The sequence below is a fragment of the Bacteroides sp. BFG-637 genome (assembly GCF_024793605.1).
GTDB classification, from domain to species: Bacteria; Bacteroidota; Bacteroidia; order Bacteroidales; family Bacteroidaceae; genus Bacteroides; species Bacteroides vicugnae.
Genome location: NZ_JANUPD010000002.1, coordinates 1,371,119 through 1,390,994 on the forward strand (window position 1 = coordinate 1,371,119; position 19,876 = coordinate 1,390,994).

Sequence of the window (19,876 nt, forward strand, 5' to 3'; positions counted from 1 at the left end):
TGTATTTATATTATTCTTTCTTCTGTTTTTAGTCGGTTGCTGTAGAAGTGAAGCCCAGCTTCTTCAGTCCTTGCTGGATTTCCGGACAACTCATGAATAACCGCCAAAGCAATCCTGTACGGTAGTTCTCTATCATTGGCGCAATCGTACACTGATCGATGGCAAGATAATGCGGAACAGTCCACTTCTCGTTCGGTGAGAATGCATCGTAAAATCCATATTTACCCCAGATCCACGATCCTTGTTTATAGAAACCTTTCAAGGCAGCCATCGATTCCTCCGGTGTGTAAGGGAAAGAGGATAAAGCGGCAGTAGGAGTAATCACACCAAGATCATTGTCCGGCATGTGTGCTGAATAACCATTTATTGAATAACTCGCTGTAAGTCCCCAACAATCAGGCCCGTATCCTTTGTATCCCTTCGGATTAGTGACACAATATTGATAATCACTCATCGCATGATTGCGTACCACGTTCCAGTAGTTGGCATATTGATCGGTCAAATTACGCGGGTCAAGACCGATGTAAGAGTAGTGTGCCCAGAATAAAGGACCACCTTTTTCTTCTGCTCCATTATGTTTCAGTTCGAGCGGGTAACCGTAAGGTTTAGAGGCACTTTTGATGCCACCGCTACGCGCCCATCCTTCATGATAACATTCTTCCGGAACAGAATGTGTAGGAGATGAGGCGGCAAGGATATAGGTAATCAGACATTCATTATAACCTTCAAGCGGGAAGTTCATTTCCCAGCCATAGTTAGGAGACCAATGCCAGTATAATACATTTTGCCCACCGTTCCGGTACCAGTCGAATTCCATTCCGTGCCATAGTTCATCTATTTTAGAGGCCAATGCTTTTTCTTTTTCGTTGCCGTCTTTCACGTATTGTCGCACACACAACAGGCTTTGCATAAGGAAACTACTTTCCACCAGGTCGCCACCGTCATCTTTTGTTCCGAATGGTTTCACTTTGCCCGTAGGACCATTCAGCCAGTGCGGCCATACTCCATGAAATCGGTCGGCTTTTGCCAGATAGTCTACAATCTTCGTCAAACGAGCTATACCTTCTTCCCGGTCGATAAAGTTCCGTTCGATAGCTACTAACAAGCCGGCAACTCCAAATCCACTACCTCCGATTGTAATCACATCCTGATCTTGCTGCGGATAGATATTATCAAGGTGTATGCGTTCACAGGCCAGTCCGGAAGTCTTTTCCGCACCTTCCCACATATAGTTGAAGTGTGTTTTTTGAATATAGTCGAGCAGTTCGTTGTCGTTCGCAAATGCCACGGGGCGATCAGGCTCCGCATCAATCACTGTCTTGTTCTTTTGTGTACATGCGCATATCACTACGAGTAGGGTAATAAATATGCCGGTTCTTGTCCATTCCATCATCTTATAAAGTATTTCTTCTGATTAATAATTATTGTTTCACGACTTTCGACAACGCCGACCGTCCCGATTCATTCAAAGCTTCAATGGCAAAGTAATAAGTCGTACCAAGGTCCAGTCCCCGGAAGTCATAATGATCCGCACCGTTCACGGTTATACAGTTGTATAACTTTTCAGGAGCAATGCCATAGTAGATATTATAACCGTAGGCACCGGATGAAGGACTCCATGAAATCATCGCATTGCGCTTATCCTGTTTGTCACGTACTACTTTGAAATTTCGTACCGGAAGCGGTTTCTCCCCATCAGCAAAACCAAATATCCGAAATTCCGAGAGACAGAAATTGCCTGATGGGACATGAATGTTTTCCAGTTTCAGATAACGGGCATCCAAAGTCTCGCTCAATTCGATGTAGTCATGAGGTACATCTTTATCATTATCGCTTTTATCTACCACCAGTGTCCAGTCTGTTCCGTTATCACTGGAGTAAATACGATATTGATAATACAAATCGTTTGCACGATTATGCTGCACACTTTTATGGTCATAATAATTGAGTTGAATTGCCTTTATATGTTTCATGCCACCAAGGTCAATTTCTACCCACTCACCCGGTTCTCCGGTTTTAGCAGCCCAATACGTACGCATATTTTCATCGGTAAGATTGGAAGCGGAGTAGATACTGTCGGTACTGGATACTTTTACCGGTTTCTCATAGGAAAGAAGCATCCAGCCGGTGAACCGGTCAGACGGATTTTTAATATCGTAGTCAGCATTCCAGTATGGGTAGTCGCCGAATGCTGTGGTAGAATACATTACTCCATCCGGATCGAATGCCGTAGGATATAATCCGATACGCCTTTCAAACTTATATTTGAGAGACAACATACAAGTACCTACATGCCAGTAATTTCCCTTCAGGTCCTGAAAAGTACCACTGTGTCCTACTCCCTGCACAAATCCACCGGGTTTATAACTCATCGGATTATGCTGCTGGTAAGTGAACGGCCCCAATGGCGAATCACTGACATATACCCCGTCAGCATACACTTTGAATTCCGTACCCGGAGCACCGTACTGGAAATAATATTTTCCATCATGCTTCGTCATATAAGCCCCTTCGGTAAACGGACGTAACGTCACTTCGTCATCATTATTCATGCCAAATCGCTCCCAGCCATGCTCTTCCGGACGAAGCATCATGATATCGTAGATCTTACTAACCGGACGGAAATCATCACGACTGATCTCTACACCTTTAAGAGGATATTCATTACTGGAACCGTAATAAAGATAAAGTTTACCGTCATCATCCAAAAACAGGCAAGGGTCCCATGAAGGTAACGTATTACGTTCGATAGCACGCTTGAAACGCCCGGATTTGGGAGACGTGCTATACCACACAGGCAATCCCTCATAAGTAGAACCGGTATAGAACAGTGTATCTCCGCTTACAAACGCTGCCGGAGCACACATATCGTCATCTGTAGGACGACGTTGGAAAGAAGCCGGAGCAAATTCCCAGTCGCTTAGATTTTTCGAATAATGGAAACCTCCTTGGTTCGTTGAAAACAGGAAATACTCATCTTTATAAGTTAACCCCATCGGATCGGCAGAAGATCTGAATGATCCGCCAAACTGAACATTGTTGTTATAAGGTTCATAGTTATAACTAATATTCATAGGATTGCAATAGGTACGAGTGACAGGATGCACAGGGTCATACCACCTTGTAGCTTGAGCAGGCTGGCGCTGCACTGATTTATGTTTCTCCGGTCGCATAACGATTTTCACTTGCCGATCGGCAACAGCACGTTTTACATCAGCAAAAGATTTTCCCGGATAATAAACATAAAGATGTACATCGTTATCAGTAGCCTTCAACGTATAACGGCCTTCCACGTCTGTGTTACAATGAACCGGGCTCGAGAAAAACATAACGGTAGCCCCTTCAAGCGGATTACCCTGTTCATCTACAACCGTTCCGGTTATTTCATATTGATTTACTACCGGGATATAATAATCGCTTACCTGTCCTTTGACTACTTTTATAGAATCATCCGGCGGTAGAGCGTTCCCTGCCAAAGCAGAGAACGCGATCCCAGAACTTAGTAATATCTTTTTTACTATTCCTGTCATTTATAGATTTTATTTAGACATGATTACTCGTCAATCGGTTCATTAGTCAGACTTGGGATATTGGATACCTGATCGAAAGGAAGCGGATAATAGGTTTTATCAGCACTCCATCCTTTGGAACCAAGTACAGAAGCAGCCTTACCTGTACGAATCAAGTCATTGTAACGTTCTCCCCACTCACAAACAAGTTCCATACGGCGTTCATCAAGGATTTGATCTACTGTCGCATCATTAATCGCGGACATATTGGCACGGTCACGCACAAGATTCAACGGTACATCTCCATCTTTGCCTAAACGTACTTTGGCCTCTGCATTCATCAACAACACCTCTGCATAACGGAATATGCGGACATTATTATTTGAACCATATTTAGTACGGCCAGGTGTCAACTGATCTGTCGGAGTATAGGCTTTTCCATTCCAACAATCTGTTTGAGTCGGGTCTTGTAATTTACGAATCACGTCACCGCTTGGTGTAGTCGTACCAGCCAACAGGAACGAAGTCGTAGCGCGGATAGTTTCACCACGAGCTGCCGCCCAATCACGGAAGTCTTTATATATACCAATGAATCCCCAGCCGGAAATATTCCCGTCATTTGCCGGTCCCTGGAATATAAACCAGTTATCGGCATCTACCATATCACCTGAGCCAATACCAAAGTCAGTACACTGACATTCGAACAACGATTCATCACAGACCTTACCCGGAATCTTGAATAAATTATAGTAATCATCATAAAGCTTAAATTTCTTACTACCGATAATATCATCTGTCAGTGTTTCAACTTCCCCATAATTTCCCATATTCAGATGTATCTTTGCTGCAAGCATTTCTGCCGAGAAAGCAGTGACAGCACCATAATGAGTCATTTCGTTCGGACGTAGTCTCGGAGTATGGTCTATCGTATATTGTAAATCTTCAAGAACATATTTATATACAGCATTGATCGTTGAACGGGTCATGTCGGTTTGAGTATTACTACGCAAAATAGTTACCGGGCCAAAAGCCTGTACAAGCCGATAATAAGCATAAGCACGAAGGAACTTCACTTCACCACAGTAAGAACGGTAATTGGACATATCATCGTCCGACGTGATATTTTCAGCGTAGGAATCCAGCGATTCAAGAGCAGCATTGGCCACTTTTATGACACCATAATACTGATTCCACATTTCATTGAGCCCCCAAAATGAATTGTCATAAATATAATTCCCCACAGCGACAAGGGCCTGCTGGTCATCTATGCGTCCGGACCAAACATCGTCATCCCGTACGACAGACAAGGGGTATATCACCCAATGCATACCGCCTGTTCTAATTTTGGCATATACTCCGGAAACCGCTTGATACATATTATCGATTTGAGTAAAGTCCACATTTTCCTCCGGAACCTTATTTTCGGGCTCTTTATCAAGATAATCACATGATGTATTGCATAACATTAATGCTGGCAACGCATATATTAAGATATTCTTTAGTATTTTCATTTTCTTGTTCTTTTGTAAGATTAAAATTATTTTTTCCTGCCGGCCTAGAAGTCGATCTGAATTCCAAAGCTATAAGTAGATGTTAAAGGATAAACTTCTGTATCCCAGCCTTCAGCATCGCTCAACTCCGGAGTAAACGAATGTGCTTTAAACGTCGTAAACGGACGATCTGCCGTCAGTGAGAAGCGGATACCCGGCAATGTATAGTTCCCCAACTTGACATTACGCAGACTGTATCCGAGAGTTATGTTCTGAATACGGAAGAAATTAGCACTTTCTACAAAATAAGAGTTCACTTTCTGATCAGATACATTCCAGCCATTTATCAATGCTGCAGCAGACGGATGTGAATTAGTAGAACCCGGTCCGGTCCAACGATCCTCATACTGCGCTTTATCGAAGTTGTAATCAGCCGCTGCAGAACGCAAAGCACGCTTACGGTTGTATATCTGTCCGCCTGTTTGCCCATACGTAGTCAATTCAAAATCCAGATTCTTCCAGTTCAAACCAAGATTAATGCCATACGTAAAGTTGGGTATGTAAGAACCAAGCACCTGACGGTCATCACCATCAATCACGTTATCCCCATTTACATCCTCATATTTGAAGTCACCCGGTACAAGATTGTTAGCTACTGCAACCGGGTCTTCTGCACATTCTTCCGGAGTCTGATAAACTCCTACTACTTTAAATCCGTAGTATGAATTCATTTCTTTACCCACCATATTGATAGTCTTTCCTCCTTTGATAGAGTTAGGCCCACCAAGATCCTTCACCTTATTCCGCAAATATGAAAGGTTTACTCCCAAATTGTATTTGAAGTCTCTTCCGATATTATCATTCCAATTAAGTGACAAATCAAAGCCCTGATTCAGGATTTTACCATAATTTCCTGCAAGTACATCATTACTGAATGGCAAACGAGGAGATATAACAGCTCTTTTTGTCAAACGATAGAAATAATCCAAATCCACATTCAAGCGATTCTTAAACGTAGAGAAATTTAAACCTACATTAGTTTCATCTACCAATTCCCACTTCAGCCAACTATAAAAAGTTGTATTCTGATAGCCCGGGAAAGTAGAATTACCAAATACACCGGATGCAGAATTACCAGTGGTTATTGAAGCAAAACCATCACTTGGAGCTACGTGGTCATTACCCAAACGCCCCCAACTGGCACGTAATTTCAGATAATCGAAAAACTTTTGATCTTTCATGAAATCTTCTTCACTGATAACCCACGCAGCACCAATAGAGGGGAAATATCCCCAATGCTCCTGATATTTGGAAGAACCATCCGCACGCATAGTAAATGTCAACAAATATTTTCCTGCATAGTCATAACTTAAACGGGTGAAATAAGACTGGCCACGATAACAGTAGCCATCATCTCCAAGAGTCACACCTTCGGCATTTCCTTGGCTCAAATAAAGCCATTCATCCTTTCCTTCAGGCACATTATTAGCTTTTCCCCACATATACCGATATTGCTGTTGTCGCATAGAATAGCCCAACATAGCCCCAAAACTATGTTTTCCCCATTGATCATTATAGGTCAATATGTTATCCCAAATATAATTGTAATAGTTTGTATCTTTCTTTGTCAACTCCGAAGCACTCTGTTGCTGCCAGCTACTTACATAATAAGGGGCAATATATTCACGACCACGGATGGCAGAATAATCATAGCCATAGCTCGTTTTGAAATTTAATTTCTCTGGTAGTATCTGGAACTGAGCATAAAAGTTAGTCAAGACCTGATAGTTCTCATTTTGCGAGTTATAATAGTTGGCTGTTGCTATAGGATTGTAGAAGTTAGCAGTGAAACCGACCGCATCAGGCGAAGCATATTTATCAGGGAACGTATTGTCATTTGTTGTATCATAAACCGGATAAATGCCAGGAGAATTAAATGCCTGTTGCCAAGCTGTATTTTTGGGCAATACCTGAGTAGAATTACTAAATACGCCATTAAAACCTACTTTCAACCAATTGGTTGCTTCATAATCAAGTGCCGCTCGGAAATTAAGACGCTTATAATTGTTCTCCACATCCATTATACCGTCCTGATATAAATAACTCATACCTACAGAATAAGTACTTTTCTCTGTTCCGCCACTAATCCCCAAACTGTGGTTAGTGATAAGTGCACTCTGAAGCAACTCCTTATACCAGTCTGTGTCTGAATCAAATTTCCAGTTATGAAAATCAGGGTCGGAATAATCACCACCAAAATTATCAATAGAAGCCTTCATTTTAGATACATATGCAGCATAATTACCTTCGAGAAGCATAGTAGCATATTCCTTAGAGTTCGCCATTTCCAACACATTCGTTGCTTTCTGAACACCTACATACCCATTATAGGTAATTTTAGCTTTTTGATTACGCTGTCCTTTTTTGGTAGTGATGATAACAACACCATTGGCAGCACGCACACCATAGATAGCAGCAGCCGAAGCATCCTTCAACACGGACATATCCTGAATGTCATTACTGTTAAGGAAATTGATATCATCATAGAACATACCGTCTACAACATAAAGAGGCGAACTGTTGGAAAATGATCCTTTACCACGAATGGCTACCTTCGGCCCTTCTCCCGGAGTACCGCTATTGATAACATTCACTCCGGCCACTTTTCCTTGCATGGCAGCCATCGGTGAAGTTGCAGGAGTAGAAAGTAACGCTTCTCCCTTGACCACAGTAATAGGAGAAGTCAAGTCTTTGGCTTTAGCTGAACCATAACCGATTACTACCACTTCTTCCAGTTTCTGAACATCATCTTTTAATTGGACATTGATTACATTCTTCCCTTTTACAGCAATTTCTTGAGGTATCATTCCTATATAAGAAAAGGTAATAATAGCATCATCAGGAACATTCTCGAGAGTATAGTTACCATTAAGATCCGAAATCGTACCGATATAGGTACCTTTGACATGAGCAGACGCACCAATGATCGGTTCACTAAAGGAATCAACAATAGTACCTCTGATTGTTTTGTTTTGAGCAAATAGTGTCTGTAAACACAACACTACAACTACAAGAAAAGTAATCTTTCTCTTCATTTTTTTACGTATTAATTGATAATAAGGTTACTAAAAAATCGATGCGACAAAGGAATGGACTTTTTAAAATTCTTGCAAAATAACACATACTACGCTACTACTTTTATGCTGTATAACACTACGTTTTTAGTACGTTTATCGCTTCCAGACACTTATTTCAGCATGTTTTTTCGCTGAATTGGGATTTATTAATAATTTGGTATTATATTTGAAAATATTTTTATTATAAACACAGAGAGAAACAATCCAATGAAGTACACCGGTTTCATATATCTATTTATAATTCTCACAGAAGGATGTTTATTCCCGGTAATAAGTCACGCATCTACATTCATGCCTATTGTTACCAACTATACTGCCAAAGATTACCAAGCGGGATTACAGAATTGGGCTTTAGCTCAAGGAAAAAATGGAGAGATGTATATTGGAAATAACACTGGATTGTTATGTTTTGACGGTTATACATGGAGTAAATATCAGATGCCCGGTAATCAACTTGTTAGATCTATACTCATTGATGGCGACCGTATTTATGTGGGAACATACGAAGACTTCGGTTATTTCAGCCGCAACTCCCTTGGTATACTTGAATACACTTCCTTATGGAACCAGCTCGAAAATATCAAGACACACAACGATGAAATATGGAATATACTCAAAATAGGAGAATGTATTTATTTCCAATCATTCAGTTCATGGTTTAAATATGACGGCAATAAAGTTACTGCACACTATGATTCCAAACACCTGCCACTGTATTTTCACAAAGCACATGAACGAATTTACGTACAGATGGTTAACGGTGATTTTTATCTCCTTGAAAATGATGAATATAAACTACTGATTGAACGTAAAGCATTGAAAGATGATTCCGTAGTTGCACTCATTCCTACGTCAGGAGGCAAAATGATTCTATGCACCGAGTGGAACGGGCTCTTCGACTACGACGGAACAACCCTCTCCCCCGTCCTACAGCCATCGACCAAGAATTAAAAAGCCAGCAGATGAATCGTGCCACAATGATCCCGTCAGATTCGACAATTGTACTTGGAACAATCCGTAACGGTATCTATGCCATTGATAAAGAAGGTAAAGAGAAGTGGCATTATGATATGGAAAATCGTTTATATAACAATTCCGTATTACGACTTTTCTGCGATCGGGATAATAATGTATGGGCTGCACTTGATATCGGTGTAGCATTAATTCATACCGGCTCGCCTTATTCCATTTTAATACCCGACCGCGACTCACAGTCATTCGGAATGGTATACGGAGTCAATGTCTTTAACAATAACTTATATATTGCTACTAACCAGTCTGCCTGGTTATATTCTTTCATAAACAAAACTGTTGTTCCTATTCAAGGCACAGAAGGACAAAACTGGCATATCAGCACATTTGATTCACAAATCTTGTTGGGAAACAACTTCGGTACTAAAATCATAACAGGAACTGCAGCGAGTAACATTCCGGAAACAGAAACCAGTAGCACGTGCCTGCGTAAATGCATCATTAACGGACAAGAAGTGCTCCTTGAATCTTCCTATTATAACCTCCGAGTCTATCGCAAGCATAATGGCAAATGGAGTTTCTCTAATTCGATTGACGGTTTCTGGAATCCGGTACGTCAGTTCGAAGTGGATTATAGCGGTAATATCTGGGCGGCACATATGAGCCTCGGTATCTACAAGATAGAGCTTTCAAGGGATTTAAAAAAGGTGGAGAAGTATACTTATATCAAATCATTGTCAGACGAAGAAAATAATGCAAGCCTGATGCATGTTATGAAGATACGTGGAAGAGTGGTATTGTCGGACAGCAAAAGAACGTATACTTATGATGATATTAACCAGCGTATCATACCTTTCATACAACTTAACTCTATTCTCAAAAACGGGATTAATATGGCTATACCGGTAGATGATAACCTCTATTGGCTCACCGACTATCGCGGATACACCCTGATAAGATATGATAATGACAACTTCAGGATGGAACGCTTCATACCTTCCTCTTTTTTCGGACTTGAATGCAATGAAAACAATAATAATGTATATGTAAACAACAACATTACTTATTTCTGCCTCAACAATGGTATAGGGCGTTTGGATATGAATCTGAAAAAAGATACTTTATTACAAAAGCATTCTTTACTCATTAGAGAAGTGACTTCCTTGTCGCAGAATTATCAATTGCATTTAATGCCTGTATCTGCCCAAAAGAAGGACAACGAAAAAATATGGGGTGATATAACTTTCCATTTGTCTTATCCTAATTTCAATTGCGAACCGTTCCGTTTTTGTTATCATCTCACGGGAAGTAGCTTAGATCTGATGTCAGAATCAGCCGATCCGGTGGTCACATTTGGTAGCTTAGGGTATGGAGATTATCATTTTACGGCTTCAGTAAAAAATGTCGATGGCAAAGTACTTAGTTCCGTAGAATATTATTTCAATAAACCACGCCCATTTTATCTGTCCATATATGCTTGGATAATATATGTGCTTCTCGCAAGTGTAATAGTATACTTCTACTCTCGCTGGCATGCCGCCAAAATGCTAAGAAAACGTAATAGGGAGTTTGAGAAAGAAAAAATGAAACAGGACATCAAGATGTTGGAGCAGGAACATATCATTGCGCAACAACGCGAACAATTACTTGAAGCTGAATTGCAGGTTAAAAGCAAAGAATTAGCTAGTCTGGCTCTCGATGCCGTAGTTCAACGCAAAGCGGTTGAAAGTCTGAAAGAAGTTATGTCAGAGCAAGAACATAAGGGAATTATCAATCAGCATGATATAGACACTATATTGAAGCAGATTAATGGAAACCTGAATGAAGAGGAATTCTGGGATATTTACCACAAGAATTTCGATATGATCCATAAGAACTTCTTCCGTAATCTACGCAAACAGTACCCCAGCCTTACTGCCAGTGATTTGAGATTTTGTGCACTACTACGGTTAAATCTATCGACTAAAGACATTGCACAATTCACCAACCTTACTATTCGTGGGGTAGAAACAGCACGTTATCGAATAAGAAAGAAGCTTGCCATTCCCGGGAATATTAATCTCGTCGATTTTCTGATTGACTTTACATAGGAATATTTACTGAATATTCCTTTTAATTTCACGTCCCTATTTTGTTGGGATTTTCTAAAGAAACTTTATCTTTGTGATATCAACAATTAAAAGAATATGGTTCGTTTTAATCTTGTTATCACCATACTACTAATGATAAGTATGGCTGTCAAAGCCGAACTGACCAGCCGGATGTTCGATGTCAGGCATGTAGGCTATGCGGAAGGTCTTAGTAGTCAACGTGTTTTTTCGATTGTCGAGGATGGAGACGGTGCCATATGGATTGCTACAAAAACCGGAATAGACAGATACAACGGTCATGCAGTAAAGAACTATGATCTACCGGGAAATTTCTATTATGGCGATCTTGCCGGACGCAGGCTTTACTTATTGTACGACGCACGACAAGGACTGTTTGCCTACGACCACACCGGACGAATCTACCGATACTCCACCATTCACGATCATTTTGAGCAAGTCCTACATCTGGGGCTATTGATTCAGGAAGAAGTCATCTTGAACAAACTTTGTTTGGATGATGACGGAACCTGGTGGATGGGATCGGATAAAGGACTATACAAGCAGGAAGCGGACAACCGTATAGTTGCCGTGCTCAAAGGACAATATGTCAACGACATCGCATTTGCCGACGAATCGCTCTATGTGGGTACTTCTAACGGAGTCTGGCAACTTTCACACGCCCTGCCGGATAAAAAACGCCAACTGCTGGAAGGATGGAATGTACAGACATTGTTCTGCGACAAACCGAAAAAAGAACTCTGGATAGGCACATTTGGCAGCGGTTTGTCTGTGATGAACCTCAACACTTCCAAAGTGCTTGCACTGGAGGGACAAGGGAGTACATTCCTTCATCCGATACGGGCAATTACAGACTACGATGAGCATACCATACTCATAGGCGTGGATGGTGGCGGTGTGTATGCGATAGATAAAGCCACCAAGAAAGCCCGTTTACTGATGAATACCAAAGATGACACAGATACTTACCTGCGGGGAAATGGCATATATGCCGTAACCAGAGACGATCAGGGCAACATCTGGATAGGTAGTTATACGGGAGGCGTATCTGTAGCTATCCTGCTGAAACATCCCATTTCGATATTAGCGCACGAAAAAGGAAATCCCCATTCCCTCATCAGCAATAACGTGAATGATATCGAAGAAAACCCGGATGGCAACCAATGGTTCGCTACCGATAATGGAATCAGCATCCGAAACACCCTGTCAGGTACCTGGAAACACGTGCTGAAAGAAATTGTAACCATTTCTCTTTGCACATCCGGAAATGGAAACGTATGGGTAGGAACATACGGAGACGGGGTATATCTATTGGATAACAACGGACGCGTGCTACGTCATCTCACCAAACAACAAGGGCAATTGACTACCAATTATATTTTTTCCGTCAAACAAGACATGGAGGGGGACTTATGGATAGGAGGTCTGGACGGATGCCTGATCATGTTTGAAAAAGAAAAAGGCAACAGACGTTCCTTCGACGTGAATTGGGTACAGTCCATTGAACCTATCGACCGAAACCAGGTAGCGGTGGCTACCGTCAACGGTTTCTTCCTAGTGAACAAGCACACAGGAAATATACAGCACTATGCCAATTCCCAAGAATTTCACAATCAGAATGTCAGTGCTTATATCATCTCTATGCTATTCAATGACGACGGAACAGTGTGGTTGGGAACCGAAGGGGGAGGACTGAATCTGTATGACATGAAAAACCGAACGGTAAAAACTTTCACTGTTCAAGAAGGATTGCCGTCCAACGATATATATAGTTTGCAGCGAGACGACAAGAAACGCTTGTGGGTCAGCACCGGAAAAGGAATTGCCTTGATAGACAGCCTGCGCGTGTCGAACCTCAACTATGCGGGCAATATAGACAAGGAATATAACAAGTCTTCGTTTGCCCGGTTAATGAATGGTGAGTTTGTGTATGGTAGCACGGATGGTGCTGTCTTTATCATGCCACTCGACATTTCAACCGTTGACTACTGGACGCTCCTGCGTTTCACGGGACTGACAGTGGATTATCAAAACGCCAAGGAAGAAGAATCGTTGAAACCCGCCATTCATGATATGCTTGCCGACCATGCCGTACAGCTCGGTTATAAATACAACTCGTTTACTATTTCTTTTGAATCTATCAACTATCGTTTCCAGCGCGATATTGTCTATCAGCATATTTTAGAGGGGTATGACAATGATTGGAGCAAACCGTCTGCCGAGGGGAAAGCATCTTACACCAAAGTATCGCCGGGCACTTATCTTTTTAAGGTGCGCAGTCTGCGGCGCAGCGACGGAAAGACTATCTCCGAAAACACCTTAGAAGTACACGTGAGTCAGCCATGGTGGAACTCGTGGTGGGCTTGGACTATTTACCTATTTATAATAGGTTTCATTTTCTATTTCATTCTGCGGTATAAGAGCAACCAACTCCAGAAGAAATACGACGAAGACAAAATACGTTTCTTCATCGACACAGCGCACGACATTCGCACGCCGGTGACGCTTATCATGGCACCGCTGGAGGATTTGAACCGGGAACAAGATCTTTCGGACAAAGCCCGTTATTACCTGAATCTGGCCCATGAAAGTACCCGCAAGCTCCATTCACTCATCACACAGTTGCTCGAATTTGAAAAGGTAGACGCCCACAAGCAATCCTTTTTATCAACTCCGCTTTGTCTGAATGAAGTTTTGCTGAAAGAAGTCTCCGTCTTCCGGTCTTTTTGCGAGAAGAAGCAGTTGACACTGAATCTGACCCAACCCGACGAATCCATTTTCATTTCGGCAGACAAACATCTGATAGAGATGTTACTCGACAATCTTCTGTCTAATGCTTGCAAATACACAATGCCCCAAGGAGCAATCAGCCTGGATCTGAAAGCAACGAAACGCAAAGCCATCCTTTCGTTGAAAGATAACGGAATAGGTATACCCAAGAAAGCGAAAAAGCATATCTTTTCCGATATTTACAGAGCCGAAAATGCCCGGCAGTCACAGGAAGAAGGAACCGGATTCGGACTGTTGCAGGTGCAGCGCATTGTAAAGATGCTACATGGCAAAATCACTTTCTGTTCCGAGGAGGGCAAGGGAACTACTTTCACCGTAACATTGCCACGAACTACCACCGTAGCCGAATCCGTATCACACGAATCATCCCTCGAACACTTTACCGACACATCGGATAAAAACAGCCACGAAACGGACAAGATGAAAGATCCGGACGACCGGAATACATTGCTCATTGTAGAAGACCACGAGACTCTCCGTCACTATCTCCGCCAGACCTTTGAACACCTCTATCGGGTGATTGATGTCGCCAACGGAGACGAAGCTATCGCCTGCCTCGCCAATGAATATCCGGATATCATCCTCTCGGACGTCATGATGCCCGGCATACGGGGGGACGAACTTTGCAAACTGGTCAAAGAGAATCCCGACACATCGGGTATTCCCGTCGTTCTGCTGACAGCAAAGGCTAACCATGAAGCAATAGTGGAAGGATTGAAGAAAGGCGCGGATGATTACATCCCCAAGCCATTCAGTACCGAAATACTGAAACTAAAAGTGCAAGGACTGATTGACAATCGAAACAGACAACGGCAGTTCTTCATGCGACAGGCCATCGCTCAAGTAGAGGCGGGTAGCAAACGGGACGACAACGAAAGCCACGAAAGCATCGACAACAAAAGCGTTACGACAGCAAACGAAACAATGGCCGAGGGCGACCACCGGTTCATCATGCAAGCTACACAGTTTGTTCTTGATCATTTAGATGAACCCGATTTCAACATCAACCTCTTATGTCATGAAATGGCAATGAGCCGGACACTGTTCTACAGTCGTCTTAAATCACTGACGGGAAAAGGACCACAGGAGTTTATCCGTATCATCCGACTTCAGAAGGCTGCCGAACTGCTGAAGGAAGGTAAAAGTGTAACCGACGTCGCCACCGAAACCGGATTCGTCAACACGAAATATTTCAGTTCATTATTCAAGAAACAATTCGGGATGCAGCCGAGTAAATATAGTGGGAAATAAACAACCTTTAAAAGATAAGAAAGGAATATATTTTAGGCACGGATTACACGGATAAAAACAGTTGCTTTGCGTAATCATTGCATTAAAACCGTGAAATCCGTGTAATCCGTGCCTAATCCTCAATTTACGATCTAGTTCATAACCGTACTGGTTATGAACTAATTTTGAACTTGTGAAATTTTATTTTTAATGCTTAATGGATTTATGGCTAATGATGCATGATTTTATTCGTCTGACAACTGTTTCTTTTTCGTCTGACAGTTGTTAGACGAAAGAATAACAGTTGTCAGACGAAAAAGAAACAACTGTCAGACGAATAAAGTTATGTATAACGAGTATTAAATCATTGCATACTACCAATTAGGTTTTAGAAAAACTAAGATTAGTTCATTTCCGCACCGAAGCAATCTTTGAAAAAGGATGGGTAGGATAACGTCAGTTCGATAAAAATCAGCAGATTTGTCAGCAATCAAACCTTATATGTCAGCAATCTGACCATCGTTTTAGCCTGATATTAGCATCTTTGCACCAGACTTTACAAGTATAAAGCACATATTACGTTCAACCTTTTAAAATGCTAAAACGATGAAAAAAGTAGCACTATTTCTATTTTTATCCGTTTGCTTCGCGCAACAATCCTGCTCGTCTGATTCTGTTGGAACGGAACCGGAAGAGAATCCACAAGACATTCTTTTTAAAGACGATTTCAACTTTTTCGACGAAAAAGTATGGACGAAAGAAACTCATGAACCCGGTTGGACCAATCAAGAGCTGCAAGCATACGATGCCGCTCATGTATCAGTAGGAAAGGACGGGGACAAATCGGTTCTGATTCTTACTGCCGAACGCAAAGGAAATAAAATCTATTCCGGCAGGGTCAATTCTAAAGGAAAAAAGAGCTTCAAGTATCGCAAGATAGAAGCGAGCATCAAGCTTCCCAAAACCAACGGCGGACTATGGCCTGCGTTCTGGATAATGGGAGATAACGACAAAGAATGGCCGCAATGCGGAGAGATTGATATTATGGAAATGGGAGAACAGAGCGGAATGGCTGCGGGCATTTCAGAAAAACAAGTGAACACCGCCATTCACTATGGTCCCAGCATAGCGGCTCACGAACAGCAATACTACAAAGCCAATGTTGCCAGCAGTCTGCAAGACGGCAATTATCACACCTACTCTCTGGATTGGGATGAAAACAGCCTGACCATATCCGTCGACAACGTCAAGTTCCATACGTTCGACATTAGCTCGAACCCTTACTTTCACGACAACTTCTACGTCCTGTTCAACCTCGCCGTGGGAGGTGCGTTTACAGGAATTACCGACATCAATAAACTGACAGGCCTGAAAGACGGTCAGAAAGTAAATATGTACATCGACTGGGTGAGAATATTATAGGAATCTTAAATATACATGCTATGAATATGAAGAAATGTAAGTATCTATTATTTTGCGGAACGCTCGCCCTTGGGATGGCGGGAAGTTTCCAACAAGTGTATGCAGCAACAGAACCAAGTTCACAAGCTGTTCAACAACAAAGCAACAAGGTAACCGGAAAAGTAAGCGATGCCACAGGTCCCATTATCGGGGCTTCTGTAGTGGAAAAAGGAACTGCCAACGGAACCATTACCGATTTGGATGGAAATTTCAGTTTGAACGTAAAAGCAGGAGCTACGCTCGTTGTCAGTTACGTAGGCTATAAATCCGAAGAGGTGAAAGTGGGAAAAGGTCCTTTGAATATCACTTTGAAAGAAGATGCCAAAGCATTGGATGAAGTAGTGGTCACCGCCCTCGGTATCAAGAGAGAGCGCAAAGCATTGGGCTACGGCATTGATGAGGTGAAAGGTGAAGCTTTGACCAAAGCCAAAGAAACGAATCTCATCAACTCCATGGCAGGACGTGTGCCGGGTTTGGTAGTCAGCCAGACTGCCGGCGGTCCTTCCGGTTCTACACGTGTCATTCTGCGAGGCAGTACCGAAATGACCGGAAACAACCAGCCTCTTTATGTAGTGGACGGTGTACCTCTGGATAATACCAATTTCGGTAGTGCCGGTACAAACGGCGGCTTCGACTTAGGCGACGGCATTTCAAGTATCAATGCCGATGACGTGGAAAACATGTCGGTATTGAAAGGTCCTGCAGCATCCGCACTTTATGGTAGCCGTGCCAGCCACGGTGTCATCTTGATTACAACCAAGCGCGCCAACAAGGACAAAGTCAGCGTGGAATATAACGGAACACTGACTTTTGACACCCAACTCGCCAAATGGGACGAAGTGCAACAGATATATGGTATGGGAAGCAACGGTACTTACAGCTATGATGCCATATCCAACACGAACAAGAGTTGGGGCCCCAAAGCGGACGGTTCAAACATGCTGAAGTATTTCGACGGCGTGGAACGTCCTTTCCTGATTGTCCCCGACAATACATCCAGCTTCTTCCGCACGGGTATCACCGCCACCAACTCGGCCATCATAGGTGTGAACAGCGGAAAAACCGGCATTCGCTTCACCTATACGGACATGCGCAATAAAGACATCGTTCCCCAAACGCACATGAGTCGTGATATTTTCAACCTGCGTGCCAATACGTCTACAGGAAAGGTAGACTTGGATTTCAGCGTCAACTATACCCGGGAAGACGTGAAGAACCGTCCGGCATTAGGCGACAGCAAGTCCAATATCGGTAAAAACCTGATGACCCTCGCCACCACCTACGACCAGGAATGGCTACGAACCTATCAGACTGCCGACGGCGAATATTCCAACTGGAACGGTATGGACCCCTACAACGTGAATCCGTACTGGGATATCTATAAGAACTTCAATAAATCCAAGAAGGACTTGTTCCGCATGAATGGCAAAGCTGTATGGAACATTGACCAGCATCTGAAACTTCAGGCAACGCTGGGCGCCGAACTCAACTGGTTCACGTTCGATGATTACAAAGCGCCTACCACTCCCGGATTCGAAGCCGGAAGACTTCAAAACAGCGCTTTCCGCAACCGCATGTACAATTTTGAAGTGTTGGCTCTCTATAACAACCATTGGGGTAATTTCGATTTCAACGCTACGTTGGGCGGCAATGTATATAAGGTGAACAACCAGACCACTGTTACCACCGCTCAAGACATGAAGATACGCGATGTCCCTTCATTGACGAGCTTCAACGAGATCAGTGTAGTGCCCGGCAGTTACCGCAAGCAGATTAATTCGGTTTACGGAGCAGTGAACGTGGGATGGAAACACATGCTTTACCTGGATGCCACGTTGCGTGGCGACCAATCGTCTACCCTTCCTATCAGTAACAATATGTATATGTACCCTTCTTTTTCCGGTAGCTTTGTGTTCTCCGAGCTGACACAACTGGGTGACCTCCTGCCTTACGGAAAGTTACGTATGTCATGGGCGCAAGTGGGTAGCGATACCGATCCTTATCAATTGGGACTTGTCTATACGAAATCCAAATATGCTTATCCCGGATATACCATCGGATATATCGATAACGGAACCATCCCCAACAAAGACTTGAAACCAACCAAAACAAATTCTGTGGAAATGGGATTGGAATTGAAATTCCTGAAGAACCGTATCGGGTTGGATTTCACCTACTATTCTCAAATCAGTAAAAACCAGATTATGGGAATGGCAAGTTCCTGGACAACCGGTTATAACTATCGCTTAATCAATGCCGGCAAAATAGAAAACAAAGGTATCGAGATTGCCCTTAGCACACGACCGATTCAAACACGTGATTTCTCCTGGGATATTAATCTGAACTTCTCCAAAAACAGCAACAAGGTAAAAGAGCTGGATGGCGAATCGGATATGTTTGAACTGGAAAAGGCGACTTGGCTCGACGTTCAGGTAGCCGCTAAGGTAGGCGAAAACTTTGGTTCTATCGTAGGTCCGGACTTCCAACGGAACGAAAAGGGAGATATTCTGATTGACCCGCAAACCGGTCTGCCGCAATATGACAAGAGCAACCACGTATTGGGTAATGCCTCTTGGGATTGGACAGGTGGATTGCTCACCAACTTTACCTACAAGAATATTTCGTTGGTAGCAGTATTCGATGTGAAAATAGGCGCCGACCTCTATTCCATGTCTGCCCGCGCCGCCCACGAATCGGGTAAAAGTCCCGAGACATTGGCTGGACGCGATGCATGGTATCGCTCGGAAGAAGAAAGATTAGCAGCCGGCATTGCGAAAGGAGCCGATAACTGGAAGCCGACAGGTGGATTCGTTGCTCCGGGTGTCATTGACAACGGTGATGGAACTTATCGTCCCAATGACATCTACATCAATCCGGAAGACTACTGGATGAGCGTTTGCCGTAATGCACCCTCTATGTTTATTTACGACAACTCATACGTGAAATGCCGTGAACTGACATTGAGTTATAATGTACCCAAATCCTGGCTAAAGAATGTAATAAGCGGACTGACCGTTTCGTTCGTTGCCCGCAATCCATTCATCGTATGGAAGAATATTCCAAATATCGACCCGGATTCCAACTACAACAATACCACCGGTATGGGACTTGAATACGGTTCGTTGCCTTCACGCAGAAGCTATGGTTTTAATGTAAATGTGAAATTCTAAAAAGATATA

General features: G+C 42.8%; 9 protein-coding genes. 5 read left to right on the forward strand and 4 right to left on the reverse strand.

Annotation, left to right across the window (positions count from 1 at the left end; translation table 11 throughout):
* Nucleotides 1–28: 28 nt before the first annotated feature.
* The 4 genes from NXX38_RS05860 to NXX38_RS05875 are packed head-to-tail and all read right to left on the reverse strand — an operon-like array spanning nucleotide 29 to nucleotide 8,094.
* A complete protein-coding gene (locus NXX38_RS05860) occupies nucleotides 29–1,393 on the reverse strand; it encodes a glucoamylase family protein (RefSeq protein WP_258978786.1) in 1,365 nt (454 codons plus the stop codon).
* A 28-nt stretch (nucleotides 1,394–1,421) separates the two neighbouring features.
* A complete protein-coding gene (locus tag NXX38_RS05865) occupies nucleotides 1,422–3,530 on the reverse strand; it encodes a family 43 glycosylhydrolase (protein WP_234133206.1) in 2,109 nt (702 codons plus the stop codon).
* A 23-nt stretch (nucleotides 3,531–3,553) separates the two neighbouring features.
* Nucleotides 3,554–5,020, reverse strand: a complete 1,467-nt coding sequence (locus tag NXX38_RS05870) for a RagB/SusD family nutrient uptake outer membrane protein (RefSeq protein WP_217720823.1) — start codon at nucleotides 5,018–5,020, stop codon at nucleotides 3,554–3,556.
* A gap of 44 nt (nucleotides 5,021–5,064) precedes the next feature.
* Nucleotides 5,065–8,094 (reverse strand): TonB-dependent receptor, encoded by a 3,030-nt coding sequence (locus NXX38_RS05875; RefSeq protein WP_217720822.1) that lies wholly within the window; start codon nucleotides 8,092–8,094, stop codon nucleotides 5,065–5,067.
* Between the two features lie 333 nt (nucleotides 8,095–8,427).
* On the opposite strand from NXX38_RS05875, the gene NXX38_RS05880 reads away from it, so the two are divergent.
* The 5 genes from NXX38_RS05880 (at nucleotide 8,428) to NXX38_RS05900 (ending at nucleotide 19,867) form a co-directional block, all read left to right on the forward strand.
* Complete coding sequence (locus tag NXX38_RS05880; RefSeq protein ID WP_258978787.1) at nucleotides 8,428–9,087, forward strand: hypothetical protein; 660 nt, start codon at nucleotides 8,428–8,430, stop codon at nucleotides 9,085–9,087.
* Between the two features lie 11 nt (nucleotides 9,088–9,098).
* Entirely contained in the window at nucleotides 9,099–11,198 is a 2,100-nt protein-coding gene (locus NXX38_RS05885; protein WP_258978788.1) for a hypothetical protein, read from the forward strand.
* A 96-nt stretch (nucleotides 11,199–11,294) separates the two neighbouring features.
* Nucleotides 11,295–15,257 (forward strand): two-component regulator propeller domain-containing protein, encoded by a 3,963-nt coding sequence (locus NXX38_RS05890; RefSeq protein ID WP_258978790.1) that lies wholly within the window; start codon nucleotides 11,295–11,297, stop codon nucleotides 15,255–15,257.
* 585 nt (nucleotides 15,258–15,842) lie between these two features.
* A complete protein-coding gene (locus tag NXX38_RS05895; RefSeq protein ID WP_234131819.1) occupies nucleotides 15,843–16,658 on the forward strand; it encodes a family 16 glycosylhydrolase in 816 nt (271 codons plus the stop codon).
* A 20-nt stretch (nucleotides 16,659–16,678) separates the two neighbouring features.
* Nucleotides 16,679–19,867 carry a SusC/RagA family TonB-linked outer membrane protein gene (locus NXX38_RS05900; RefSeq protein ID WP_258978793.1) on the forward strand — a complete coding sequence of 1,063 codons (3,189 nt, stop codon included), beginning with the start codon at nucleotides 16,679–16,681 and terminating at the stop codon, nucleotides 19,865–19,867.
* Nucleotides 19,868–19,876 lie beyond the last annotated feature (9 nt).